General features: G+C 74.9%; 10 protein-coding genes. 1 reads left to right on the forward strand and 9 read right to left on the reverse strand.

The window, feature by feature from the left end; all coding sequences use genetic code 11:
• Positions 1 to 160: 160 nt before the first annotated feature.
• Positions 161 to 1147: a TauD/TfdA family dioxygenase gene (locus ACZ4W9_RS30220; protein WP_467941122.1), complete on the forward strand. Its 987-nt coding sequence runs from the start codon at positions 161 to 163 to the stop codon at positions 1145 to 1147.
• Between the two features lie 151 nt (positions 1148 to 1298).
• Here the strand turns inward: ACZ4W9_RS30220 and ACZ4W9_RS30225 are convergent, their stop codons facing one another.
• From ACZ4W9_RS30225 to ACZ4W9_RS30265, 9 genes are all read right to left on the reverse strand, one after another.
• Positions 1299 to 3593, reverse strand: a complete 2295-nt coding sequence (locus ACZ4W9_RS30225) for a lantibiotic dehydratase (protein WP_467941107.1) — start codon at positions 3591 to 3593, stop codon at positions 1299 to 1301.
• 10 nt (positions 3594 to 3603) lie between these two features.
• Positions 3604 to 3867 carry an acyl carrier protein gene (locus ACZ4W9_RS30230; protein ID WP_467941108.1) on the reverse strand — a complete coding sequence of 88 codons (264 nt, stop codon included), beginning with the start codon at positions 3865 to 3867 and terminating at the stop codon, positions 3604 to 3606.
• A 114-nt stretch (positions 3868 to 3981) separates the two neighbouring features.
• The gene (locus ACZ4W9_RS30235; protein WP_467941110.1) at positions 3982 to 4944 is read right to left on the reverse strand and encodes a threonine ammonia-lyase; all 963 of its coding nucleotides are present in this window, start codon (positions 4942 to 4944) and stop codon (positions 3982 to 3984) included.
• Complete coding sequence (locus ACZ4W9_RS30240; protein ID WP_467941111.1) at positions 4941 to 6494, reverse strand: amino acid adenylation domain-containing protein; 1554 nt, start codon at positions 6492 to 6494, stop codon at positions 4941 to 4943. The genes ACZ4W9_RS30235 and ACZ4W9_RS30240 overlap by 4 nt, the downstream gene beginning before the upstream one ends.
• Positions 6491 to 8812, reverse strand: a complete 2322-nt coding sequence (locus tag ACZ4W9_RS30245; protein ID WP_467941113.1) for a lantibiotic dehydratase — start codon at positions 8810 to 8812, stop codon at positions 6491 to 6493. The genes ACZ4W9_RS30240 and ACZ4W9_RS30245 overlap by 4 nt, the downstream gene beginning before the upstream one ends.
• Positions 8805 to 9758, reverse strand: a complete 954-nt coding sequence (locus ACZ4W9_RS30250; protein WP_467941114.1) for an ornithine carbamoyltransferase — start codon at positions 9756 to 9758, stop codon at positions 8805 to 8807. The genes ACZ4W9_RS30245 and ACZ4W9_RS30250 overlap by 8 nt, the downstream gene beginning before the upstream one ends.
• 67 nt (positions 9759 to 9825) lie before the next feature.
• Positions 9826 to 11121, reverse strand: a complete 1296-nt coding sequence (gene ectB / locus ACZ4W9_RS30255) for a diaminobutyrate--2-oxoglutarate transaminase (RefSeq protein ID WP_467941115.1) — start codon at positions 11119 to 11121, stop codon at positions 9826 to 9828.
• Between the two features lie 214 nt (positions 11122 to 11335).
• A complete protein-coding gene (locus ACZ4W9_RS30260) occupies positions 11336 to 12028 on the reverse strand; it encodes a helix-turn-helix transcriptional regulator (protein ID WP_467941117.1) in 693 nt (230 codons plus the stop codon).
• Complete coding sequence (locus tag ACZ4W9_RS30265) at positions 12025 to 12657, reverse strand: response regulator transcription factor (protein WP_467941118.1); 633 nt, start codon at positions 12655 to 12657, stop codon at positions 12025 to 12027. The genes ACZ4W9_RS30260 and ACZ4W9_RS30265 overlap by 4 nt, the downstream gene beginning before the upstream one ends.
• Positions 12658 to 12837: the final 180 nt, after the last annotated feature.

The raw sequence follows: 12837 nt of genomic DNA on the forward strand, positions 1-12837 counted from the left end.
GAGCGAGTACGACGTCGTCGCCCACCCGGAGAACCGGAAGGCGGCCGTCCCCGCCCGCCCCTGCGCCGCACCAGCCGGCCGGCACGCGCGCCGACCCGCACACCGGGTCCGCCGCCGGGCCCGGCCCGGACCCCGTACCACCGACGAAGAAAGCGACCTGATGCCCCCCGTTCTCACAGCGGACTCGCACGACAGCGTGGTGACCCTGGACCCCAGCGCCTCCATGGCCGTCGAAAGCCTGGCCGCCGGCCTGCTGTCGTTCGCGGACGGCCGGATCGACGACCCCGCCTGGATCCGCCAGGCCGGCCGGCGCCGCCACGAGCTGCCCGCCCCCCTGCGCAGATCCCTGGCCGACTTCGGCCGCGATGCGGGACCCGCCGGGGCGCTGCTGGTCCGCGGCCTGCCGGTCGACGAGGAACTGGCCGGCCCGACCCCGGTGGCCAGCGGCTCCGTGCAACGCGTGGCCACCATCCCCGCGGCCGTCCTGATGCTCCTCACCCACGCGCTCGGCGAGCCGATCTCCTTCCGGCCCGAGAAGTCCGGCGCGATGGTCCACGACGTCGTCCCGGTTCCCGGCAGCGAGGAGTTCCAGGGCAACGAGGGCTCGGCGCTGCTGACCTTCCACTCCGAGAACGCCTTCCACCCGCACCGCCCCGACTTCGTCCTGCTCTTGTGCGTACGGGCGGACCACGACCGGGTGGCAGGGCTGCGCACCGCTTCCATCCGGCAGGTGCGCCACCTGCTCGACGACACCCACCGCGAGGCCCTCTTCCAGTCCGAGTTCACCACCGCGGCGCCGCCCTCCTTCGCTCTGCCCGCGGCGCACTCCCGCCCGCACCCGGTGCTCAGCGGCGCACCCGAGGACCCGGACCTGCTGGTCGACTTCGCCGCCACCGAGCCGCTCACCGAGCGGGCGGCGCAGGCCCTGCGCGAACTCCAGCGGCTGTTCGCGGCGCACGCGCTCACCCACCACCTGCTGCCCGGCGACCTGGCGATCGTCGACAACCGGGTGACCACGCACGGCCGCACCGGCTTCGTCCCCCGCTACGACGGGCGCGACCGCTGGCTGCACCGCACCTTCGCGACGCAGAACCTGCGGCGCTCCCGCGTCCACCGGCCGGGCGACGGCCATGTCCTGACCGGGTGACGGCGGGCACGACCCGTCGGCGTTCCGGGCGCCCGCGTCCTGCCGCGTCCGCTGCGCGGCGTGGTCCCGCCCACGCCCGCCGCTCGCCGTGGCACGGTGACGGGCCGCCCCCGGCCGGTTCCCCGGGGACGGCCCGCCCGGCCGTGCGGCGTCAGCCGCCGAGTGCCACGAACCGCAGCTCGCCGGTGTAGCGGTTGCCCTGGTCGTCGGTGAGCCAGGTCTGCTCCGGGCCCGGCAGCATCTCGGTGACCGTCAGCCGGCCCTCCGGGTCCTGCCGGGCCAGCCGCCGGACCGCCTTGGCGAACAGGTTGACGTACGCCGGGCTCTCGAAGTCCACGAAGAACGGCCGGGGTTCGCTCGGCGTGGTGACGAAGACGAACCTCGGCAGTCCGCGCGCCATCTGCCAGCGGCGCACCCGCACGAAGCGGCGCGCCTCGTTCTTGTCCTGGGCGCAGTCCAGCGCGCCGGCCGCGTACCGCCAGGTCTCCCGGGCCAGTACCAGCCGGTCGACGGTGATCCGGGGCGTGTGGTCGGCCTCCGGCAGCAGCCGGCACAGGTCGATCACCAGCGTGGTCAGCACGTGCGCGAAGACATCGAGCACGCCGAAGACCGCACCGTCGGGCAGCCGGACCACCAGGCGTCCGTCCTGCCGCTCCACCACGGCCTCGGCGCTCGCCACGGTGCGCTCCCGGTGCGGGTCGGCGCCGTGGTCGAGCAGGGCGATCTGGTAGTCCTCGGGCCGGACCAGGGCGTGCCGGACCCGGGTGGACAGCCTCGCCCGGTGCTCCTTGGGCAGCAGCGGCATCAGCCGCGGCCGCGGATGGTCCAGGCCGGTCTGCGCGAACAGCTCGTCGGGGGAGGGGTGCTGGTGGACGAAGAGCGAGGCGCCGAGCGTGTTGATGGCCACGTGCAGTTCGCCGAGCACCAGCTCGAAATCGCCCCGCCGGACGGCCTCGGGGCCGTCCGCGGCGAGCATCACGTCCGGGCTGAGATAGCGGGCCGCCGTCCAGCCGGCCGACCGCTCGTCGAAGGCGGCCCGCACCGCGCCGGCGATGTCCGCCGCGGCGACCGTGACGTTGCCCTCGCGCTCCGGCAGGCGCAGGATCGCCGACCAGCGGTGCCAGAACTCGCGCTGCAGCGCGGCCGCCTCACCGACCGCGTCACCGTGCAGGACCGGCATGCAGGCGAACCAGAACGACGCCAGGTCCACCGGTCCGTCTGCGGTCTCGCTCAGCCGCTCGTGGACCTGTTCGGCCAGGACCAGCACCCGGGAGGCCAGCCGGGAGGTGAGCCAGCCCGCGCTGGTCATGAGCAGGTCCAGCGGCTCCAGCGCCCGCAGCACCTCGGCGCCGACCGTGGCGGTCGCGGCCCGGACGCTGTCCGAGTAGACGAGGGTGCGGCAGGGCGCCGTGGTGCTGCCCTTCTCCCGGGCCGCCGCCGTATCGGTCAGCTCCCGGAAGCCGGCCTCCAGGGCGGCCAGCGCCGCGGTCAGCTCCGACCCGGTGGCCGCCGCGGCGACCTGGGCCCGGCCGCGTTCGAGCACGTCCAGCATGCCGAGGCCGTGCCGGCGCGCCGGCACGTCGCCGACCCGCTCCAGCCACTCCCGCAGATGGCGCTCGGGGTGGGTGCCGGCCGGCACCTCCAGCTTGCGGACGATCCAGCGCCGCCGGACGAGCTGGTCGAGCAGGTCCTCGACCTGCCGCGGCGTGGCCCGGCCGGCCAGCGCACGCCGGACCTCCCGGACCGGCCGCCGGCCGTCGCACAGCCGCAGCACCGCCAGTTCCAGCTCGGTCGCCGGCTGCGCGGGCCGGCCCGGCAGCAGGACCGCTGCCGCGCCGGTCCGCAGGTAGGGCATGCGGCGCGGGGCGACCCACTCGCGCAGCCGCGGGTCGGCGTCCAGGACCTTGGCCAGCTCGTCGACCGACCAACTGGAGAAGTACACCGAGGTCCTGGTCACCAGGCCCTCGCCCGGCTCGACGGTCACACCGGACCGGTCCGGGTCGAGGGTGCCCCAGCCCACCGGGCCGAAGAACCCGATGGTGTCGTTCTTGACGCAGAACCGCTGCCAGTAGTGCGCCACCAGTTCCTCGCGCTGCCGGTGGCTGCTGGTGCGCCCGGCCGCGCTCGGCTCCCAGCGCACGAACGGCTCGACGGCGCGGCCGACCACCGCGCGGTTCTGCCAGGCCACCGCGGCCTGGAAGTCCGGCCGGGCGGCGATGCGTTGCAACTCCCGTGCACCGTCCACCGCGGCCTCGGCGAAGGCCGCCTCGAACGCCTTCCACGCGGGCCCGGTCAACGCGGCCCGCGGGCCCAGCGCGTCGGCCGCCCGGGCCAGTCCGGGCGCGGCCAGCCGCAGCACCCCGTCGGCCGGGAAGCCCGGCCCGCGCAGGGCGAACTGCCGCCACAGCTGCCATGTGTCCCCCAGCGGGACGGTGGTCCCGGCCATGGTGTCCCCCCTAGCTCAGGCCGGCGTCGGCGACGACGACCATGGCGAGGTCCTCGGGCGACGGGTAGGTGAACACCAGGGCGACCGGCACCTCCACACCGACGGCCTGCTGCAACCGGGCGGTGATCTGGAAGGCGCTGAGCGAGTCGCCGCCCGCCTCGAAGAAGTCGCTGGAGGTGTCCAGCCCGTTGTCGCCGAGCGTCTCCCGGTAGAAGGACGCGATCAGTTCGGGCAGTTCCGCCGCTGCCACCCGCGGACTGTGCGTGCTGGTCATCCGGTACCTCCGAGTCAGTGGCCGATTGCCATAGGGGTGAGTCGGTACGACGTCGGGAAAGACGCCGGGAAAAGGGTGCGGCGGCGCAGGCCCGGTGCCGGCGCCGCCGCGGGATCAGACCGGGTCGCCCGGGGGGCGGCCCGGCAGTGCGGCGGACAGTGCGGCGGGCGTGTTGCCGCCCGACACCACCACGGCGGCGCGTTCGCCGCGCAGCCGGCGGCCCGCCGCACTGAGCGCCCCGGCCAGCGCGACGCTGCCGCTGGGCTCGGCGGCGACGCCCGCCCGGTGCAGCAGCCGCATGGCCCGCAGGATCGCCTCGTCGGCGACCTCGATCAGCGCGTCCACCCGCTCCTGCACGATCGGGAACGTGACCGCGCCCGGCTGCTGCCCGCGCAGCCCGTCGGCGACGGTGGCCGACGGCGGTACGGCGACCGGGCGTCCGGCGGCCAGGGAACGCGCGTACCGGTCGGCCCCGGCCGGCTCCACGCCGACGATCCGCACCGGACGGCGGGCCGCCCGCGCGGCCAGGCAGATGCCGGCGAGCAGGCCGCCCCCGCCGGTCGGCACGAAGACGGTGTCGACCTCGGGCGCCTGCTCGAAGATCTCCAGGCCCACCGTGCCCTGGCCCGCGACCACCAACTCGTGGTCGGAGGAGGGCACGAACAGCGCGCCGGTGCGCTGCGCGTGGGCCAGCGCCTGCCGTTCGCGCTCGGCCACGCCGCCGTCCACCCGGAGCACCCGCGCGCCCAGGGAGCGGATCACCCGCTCCTTGTCCGCGCTGGCCCCGGCCGCCATCACCACGGTGACCGGGACGCCGAGGGCCCGGCCGTTGCGGGCCACCGCGATGCCGTGGTTGCCCGAGGAGCCGGCGACGATCTCGTCCGCGGTGGCACCGGCCATCGCGCTGGCGGCGCCGCGCACCTTGAACGAGCCGCCGTGTTGCAGGTGTTCGGCCTTGAGCAGGAGGCCGGGCAGGGTGTCGAGGGTCAGCAGCGGGGTGCGGCGCACCCGGTCGGCGATCCGGTCGGCCGCCGCCCGGACGTCCGCCAGCCCGAGCCGCGTCGGCAGCGCCGTCACGGCGCCCGGTCCAGGGGCGGAGCACTCAGCGCGCGGCGGTCGGTCTTGCCGGTGCCGGTCGTCGGCACCCGCTCGATCCGGGCGAAGCGGCGCGGCATCAGGTGGAACGGCAGGGTCCGCGCCAGGTGGGCGCGGAGCGCGGCGTCGGTGACCTGGTCCAGTGACCCGGAGACGTGCGCGACCAGGTAGGTGCGGCCCTGGTCGTCGGTCTCCGCGGTGACCACGGCGCCGGTCACCGCGGGATGGCCGAGCAGCTCGCCCTCGATCTCGGCCGGGTCCACCCGGTAGCCGCGGATCTTGATCTGCCGGTCGCCGCGGCCCAGGTACTCCAAGGTGCCGTCGAGCCGCCGCCGGGCCAGGTCGCCGGTCCGGTACATCCGCGCGCCGGGCGGGCCCGCGGGATCGGGCAGGAAACGCTCGGCGGTCAGCGCTGGGCGGCCGCAGTAGCCGCGCGCCACGCCGGTGCCGGCGATGTGGATCTCGCCGGCCTCGCCGTCCGGCACCGGCTCGCCCCCGTCGTCCAGCAGCCGCACGGAGACCCCGTCGATCGGCGTGCCGATCAGGTCGGCGGTGATCTCCGGCAGCTCCGGCAGGTGCAGCCGGGTCGAGGTCATGGTGCACTCGGTCGGACCGTACTGGTTGACCAGTCCGCCGCCGAGCGCCCGGCGGCCGCCGGCGGCGAGGAACGGCCGCAGCGACTCCCCGCTGGAGACCGTCAGGCGCAGCCCGCGCAGCTCCGCGGCGATCGTCTCGTGCCGGGTCAGGAAGGTGAGCAGCGACGGGGTGGCGCTGAGCACGGTGTCCACGCCGAACCGCCGTACCGTCTCGGCGAAGCCCTCCGCCCGCAGGAGCACCGAGCGGTCCGCCAGCACCAGGCGGGCGCCCGCCACCAGCGGCGCGAAGGTGTCCCGGACGGACGCGTCGTAGCCGAGCGGGGCCAGTTGCAGGGCGGTGGTGTGCGGGCCCAGCCCGTAGTCGGCGGCGACGAACCACAGGTAACGGGTGAGCCCGCGGTGCTCGATCAGCACCGCGTTCGGCGTACCCGTCGAGCCCGAGGTGTGCGAGACGTACGCCAGCGAGGACGCCAGGACCTGCGGCGGCGCCGTGCCCGCGGCCGGTTCCGTCCCGCCGTCCGACACCGCCCTGCTCTCGGCGTCGATCAGGACGGCCGGCCCGGGGACGGAGAGGTCGAGCTTGTCGGCCAGGGCGGCGGTGGTGAGCAGGGCACCGGCCCGGGCGCTGTCGGCCATCGCCTGCAGCCGGGGCGGCGGCGCGTCCACGTCCAGGGTGAGGAACGCACCGCCGGCCCGGGAGACCGCGGCCATCGCCACCACGGCGTGCGGGCCGCGCTGGAGCGCCACCGCGCAGACCCGCTCCGGACCGACCCCGCGTGCGGCCAGGTGCCGTGCCAGCGCCTCGATACGGACGCCCAGTTCGCCGTACGTCAGGACGCCCTCCGGATTGACGAGGGCGGGCGCCCCGGGAGTGGCGGCGGCGTGCGCCAGGACCGCGTCGACGTAGCTCGGCTCGACGCCCGGCTCGGCGGTCATCCGGCACCGCCGGGCACCTTGGAACGGTCGACCGCGACGAAACGCAGCTCGGAGGTGTACCGGTTGGCCTCGTCGTCGGTGAGCCAGGCCTGCTCCGGGGTCGGCAGCATCTCGGAGACGGTCAGCCGGGCCTGCGGGTCGCGGGCGGCGAGCCGGCGGATCGCCTTGGCCAGGATGTTGACGTACACCGGGCTGTCGAAGTCCACGTAGAACGGGCGGGGTTCGGAGGGCGAGACCACGAAGACGTGCCGCGGCAGCCGTGTCGCCGCCTGCCACCGGCGGGCCCGGACGAACCGCTTCGGCTCGCTCTTCTCGGTGGCGAACGGCACCTGGCCGGCGGGGAAGCGCCAGGTCTCGCGGGAGAGGACCATCTTGTCCACGGTGACCCGGGGGGAGTGGTCGGCGTCCGGACGGATCCGGAACCGGTCCATCACCCTGTTGGTCATCGCATGGCAGAACACGTCGAGCAGGTCGAACACGGCGCCGTCGGGCAGTTCGACGACCAGCCGGCCCGCCCGCTCCTCGACCGTCACGTCCGCACAGCGGACGGTGCGCGGCCGGTGAGGGTCGGCCGTGTGGTCGACCAGCGCGACGTAGTAGTCCTGAGGGCGGTCCAGTGACGGACGGCTGCGCGCGGACCAGCGGATCAGCGGCAGTTCCTTGGGCAGCATCGGGACCAGCCGGGGACCGGGGAAGTCCGCCGTGGTCTCCGCGATCAGCTCCTCGCGGTCCGGGTGCTGCGTGACGAAGAGCGAGGCACCCAGCGTGTTCATCGCCACGTGCAGCTCGCCGAGCACCAGGCTGAACTCGCCCCGCTCCACAGCCCGGAGATCCTCGGCGATGAGCATCACGTCCGGGCTGGCATAGCGGGACAGCGACCAGCCGGTGCCCGGCTCCCCGAACGCCTTGTGCACCTGCTCGGCGATGTCCGCCGAGGCCCGCTCCACCCGGCGGACGCCCTCCGGGGCGGCGATCACGGCCGCCCAGCGCTCGCGCAGCTCCGCCTGGATGGCGTCGATGTCGGCGATCGACCGGCTGTGCGGGGCGGGCAGGCACTCGAACCACAGCGAGCCGAGGTCCACCGTCCCGTTCCGCGCACGCAGCCGCCGGTACACCTCGGTGATCCGCGCCCCGACGACCTCGGCGAACCGGTCGGTCATCCAGCGGGAGGCGGTCAGGCACAACTCCAGCGGGGTGAGGGCCTCCAGCACCGCACTGCCCACCCGGGCGGTCGCCGAGCGGCGGCAGTCCGCGTACACCAGCGAGCGGTTGGGGGCCGTCCTGGCCCCCTTCTCGCGTTGCGCCGGGGCCTGGGTCAGACGCGCGAAGTCGGCCTCCAGGGCGGCGAGCGCCGCGACCAGCTTCTCCGCGTCGGTCCCGGCGGCCCGCACCCTGTCCCGGCCGCGTCGCAGCACCGCGAGTTTGGCCAGGGCCGGCTCGCGGACCGCCGGGTCGCCGACCCGCTCCAGGATCTCGCTCAGGTGGCGCTCGGGGTGGGCGCTACCGGGGACCTCCAGCCGCCAGACGATCCAGCGCCGCCGGACGAGCAGATCGAGGACCTCCTCGACCTGCTGCGGCGTGGCCCGGCCGGCCAGCTCCCGCTGGATGTCCCGGGCCGGGCGCACCCCGTCGCAGCACAGCAGCACCTGGCGTTCCAGCTCCGACACCGGCTGCGCGGGCCGCCCCGGAAGCCGTACCCGCGCCTCCTCGATCCGCAGGTACGGCAGCCGGCGCGGCGCCAGCCAGGGGCGCAGGCCCGGATCGCGGTCCAGCGCCTTGGCCAGCTCGTCGATCGACCAGCTTGAGAAGAAGACCTCGGACCGGGTGACCAGACCCGTGCCGTGGTCCACCTCGATCCCGCGCAGTTCCGGGTCCAGGGTGGCCCAGCCGACCGGGCCGAAGAAGCCGATGGTGTCGTTCTTGACGCAGAACCGCTGCCAGTAGTGCGCCACCAGCTCCTCGCGCTGGCGTGGCATGCTGGTCCGGCCGGCCGCGCTGGGCGTCCAGGCCAGGAACGGCGCGATGCCGGTGCGCAGCACGGCCCGGTTCTGCCAGGCCACCGCCGCCCGGAAGTCGGGCCGGGCGGCGATTGCCTGCAACTCCTTGGCGGTCTCCACGGCCGCGGCGCCGAAGGCGGTCTCGAAGGACCGCCAGTCGGCTCCGCTCAGCTCCGCCCCGGCGCCGAACCGGTCGGCCGCCTCGGCCAGGCCCCGCGGCGCCAGCCGGAGCACCCCGGTCACCGGGAAGCCGGGTCCCCGCAGCGCGAAGTGCCGCCACAGGCGCCAGCCGCCGCCGGGCAGCAGCACGGGCTCATGCATCGCCGTCTCCCGCCCCCGCGCCGCCGACACACCACTCCAGCACCGCGCGGGCACTGTGGTACTTGTTCTCGGCCTGCTCGAAGGCGATCGAGGCGGGCCCGTCCAGTACCTCGGCGGTCACCTCGTCGCCGCGGTGCGCGGGCAGGTCGTGCATGAACAGCGCGCCGGGACTGGTCTCCATGACGGCCTTGTCGACCCGGAACGGCTCGAAGGCCCGCCGCCAGTCGGGGTCGGCCTTGGTGGTGCCGGTGGTCTGCCAGCGAGTGGTGTAGATCACGTCGGCCTCGGGCAGGTCGGCCGGGTCGTGCCGCTGCGTCACCAGCGCGCCGCTCGCCGCCGCGTACTCGGCGGCCCGGTCGAGGTAGTACCGCTCCACCCCGTACCCCCGCGGAGTGCGCAGGTGTAACTCGGTGCCGGGGTAGCGGGACAGCGCCAGGGCCAGCGCCGAGGCGGTGTTGTTGCCCTCGCCGAGATAGAGCACCCGCAGGCCGTCGATCCGCCCGAACCGGCCCAGGAGCGTGGTGAGGTCGGCGAGTGCCTGGGTGGGGTGCTCGGCGGCGCTCATCGCGTTGACCACGGCCATCCGCCGCTGGGCGGCGAAGGCCCGCAGCTCGGCCTCGCCGCCGGCGGTCCTGGCCACCAGCACGTCGAGCATCCGGGACAGCACCGCGGCGGTGTCCTCGGCCGTCTCCCCGGTGTTCTCCTGGAGGTCCCCGGGGCCGTAGGTGATCAGCCGGCCGCCCAGGCGCAGGGCGCCGGCCGAGAACGCGGTGCGGGTGCGGGTGGAGGTCTTGCGGAACAGTACGCCCACCACGGCGTCGTGCAGCGGGCGGGCGTCCTCATGGCGGCCGGCGGCGTGCTCGGCACCCCGCCGCACGATGCCGTGCATCTCCTCGAAGCCGAGGTCGCCGATCGAGATCAGGTGTCGGCGTAGCGGACCGGACATCTGCGGTCTCCTTCCTTGACGGTCTGGAACAGGGGTTGACGGGCCCGGCGGCGTCACTGACCGGTCGTCAGGTCGCTCGCAGGCCCTGCCGCAGCACGTCGAGGCCGCGATCCAGCACGGCGGGATCGATGGTCAGCGGCGGCAGCAGCTTGACCACCTCGTCGCGGCGGCCGCACAGTTCGACGATCAGCCCGTGGTCGAAGGCGTACCGCTGCAGCCGCTCGGCGCGCGGCGGTTCGACGCCGAGGTCGATGCCGAGCGCCATCCCGCATCCGCGCGTCACCAGTCCTCGTCCCAGCGCGTCCAGTTCGGCGCGGAACCGGTCCAGGCGGTCGATCGAGGCGGCGAGCCGGGTGTGGAAGGCGTCCTGTCGCCACAGCTCGCAGGCCGCGGTGGCGGCGACGAAGGCGAGCTGGTTGCCGCGGAACGTGCCGGTGTGCTCGCCCGGCTCCCAGACGTCCAGCTCCCGCTTGAACAGCACCATGGAGAGCGGGAGACCGTAACCGCTCAACGACTTGGAGAGGGTCACCACATCGGGGGTGATCCCGGCGTGCTCGAAGCAGAAGAACCGGCCGGAGCGGCCGCAGCCCGCCTGGATCTCGTCCAGGATCAGCAGGATCCCGTGCCGCTCGGTGAGTTCGCGCAGGGCGCGCAGCCAGCCGGTGCTCGCCGGGTAGACGCCGCCCTCCATCTGCATCGGTTCCACGATCACCGCGGCGGGCAGCTCGACCCCCGAGGAGGGATCGGTGAGCAGCCGTTCCAGATAGCCGATCGAGTCGAAGCGGCCCTGCGGACCGTCCTCGTACGGCACGAACGTGACATCCTGCCCGCTGACCCCGCCCGCCCGGCGGGCCCGGCGGCTGCCGGTCACCGCGAGCGAACCGCGGGACATGCCGTGATACGCGCCGGTGAACGCCACCAGGCCGGAGCGGCCGGTCTGGTTGCGGGCGAGCTTGAGCGCGGCCTCCACGGCGTCGGTGCCGGTCGGCCCGGTGAACTGCGCCTTGTAGTCCAGCCCGCGGGGCCGCAGCACGGTGTCGCTGAAGGCGGTCAGGAAGTCCCGCTTGGCCACGGTGTACATGTCCAGGCCGTGCGCGAGGCCGTCGGCGGCGAGGTAGTCGGCCACCCGGGCCTTGATGAAGTCGTTGTTGTGCCCGTAGTTGAGCGTTCCCGCGCCGCAGAAGAAGTCGATGAACGCCCGGCCGTCCTCGGCGAACAGCTCGGCGCCCTTGGCCCGCTCGAAGACGGCCGGGAACGTGCGGCAGTACAGCCGGACCTCCGACTCCAGTTCCTCGAATATCTTGAACTCCGGCGCCGGCCGCGACTGCCGGCCGGTGATCGGGGTGTCCTCGGCGATGTCCATCGGGTCCTCTCGGCAGGGAACGTAGCCGCGGCAGCCGCTTGTGGCAGCGCACGTGGCGGGAGGATCGCCATGCCCGCCGGGCGGCCATGGGCAGAAGCAGCGTGCCGCCGGACCGCGGCGCGGCACCAGGGAACGAATGGCAGGCGCGCGGTCGCGCCGTTGCGTGTTTGTCCCGGTCCGGCTTCCCGCCGGTCCGGCCCGGTCAGGCCGGGGCTCAGATCAGCCCGGTGCGCACCGCGTGCGCCACCGCGTGGGCCCGGTTGCGTACTTGGAGCTGGCCCATCAGCTCGTAGATCACGTTCTTGACGGTGTGCTTGGAGCAGCGCAGGGTCGCGGCGATCGCCTCGTTGCCGTGGCCGTCCGCCATCAGCCGCAGCACGTCCAATTGCCGGCCGGTCAGCCCCGGGGCGCCCGGCCGCCGCCCGGACCCGGCGGGCTGCGGCGATTCACCGAGCAGGCGGGCCAGTGCCAGGGGGGAGAGCCGGCCCTCGCCGCGACTGGCCGCGTGGACGGTCGCGGCCAGTCGCTCCGGCGTCGCCTCGGCGGACAGCACCATGGCCCGCGCGCCCGCCCGCAACGCCCGCAGGGCGCCGTGGCGGGAGATCACGTCGGCCACCACCAGCAGCCGCCCGTGACCGTCCGGCGGGCCGGGCCGGACGACCTCGATCGCGGCCTCCACGGTGTCGCCGACGGCCACCAGCACGTCCTGCGGGGACGGCTCCGGCGCGTGGGTCGGCCGGAGCCCCGCGGTGATCAGTTTGGCCTCCACCACCGCCCGCGCCGCCGCGTCGCCCGACCGCACCCGCACCCGCACTCCCGACCCGGTCGTGGCGAAGGCCGGGGCGGTCGTCGAGGGGGCGGTGGTGAGCGGGGCGGTCGTGGACGGGGCCGCCGTCGTCGCGATCACAGCAGGCCCGTCCGCAGCGCGAAGGCCACCGCGTGTGCCCGGTTGCGAAGCTGGAACCGCCGGGTGACGTCGTGCACCACGGTGGTCACGGTGCGGGGCGAGTAGCACAGTTCACGTGCGATCTCCTCGGTCTCCCGGCCGTCCGCGACCAGCCGCAGGACCGCCCGTTCCCGCTCCGACAGCGCCGAGCCGCCGGGTATCCCCGCCGCGCCCGTGTCCGGGCGGCGGACGGCTGCGCCCTGGCCGTGCTCCAGCAGCCCGTCCAGCAGGTCCGGCGGCAGCGTGCAGTCGCCCGCGGCGGCCGCCACGACCGTCGACGCCAGGCGCTCGGCGGTGCACTCGGAACGGCGCAGTAACCCCCGGATGCCGGCTGCGAACGCCTGGACCGCGTCCTCGGCCCCCAGTTCGGTCGCGACCAGAACCACTTCCTGCCGCTCGTCCGCCTCGCGCCCGGCCCGCACCGCGTTCATCACCTGGGGGGCCACCCGGTCCACCATCATGACCGCGACCTGCGCCCGCTCCCCGGACAGCGCCACCGCGATGTCGCCGTGGTACTGGAGGCTGGCCCGGGTACCGGCCTCCAGTATCGGGTCCTGCGCGACGATGCTGACTCTCACCGGTTCGCCCATCGGGTCCTCCTGGGAATCGGCCTCTGCCTGACAGGACAAGAGCATCGGCCGCGGATCCCCGAGCGTCATCGGGTGCGGGCACCCAGTTTTCCCGACCCGACGACGGGGGGGGGGGGGGGGGGGGGGGGGGGGGGGGGGGGGGGGGGGGGGGGGGGGGGGGGGGGGGGGGGGTTGGGGGGT

The organism is Streptomyces sp. NPDC029296 (assembly GCF_055569255.1).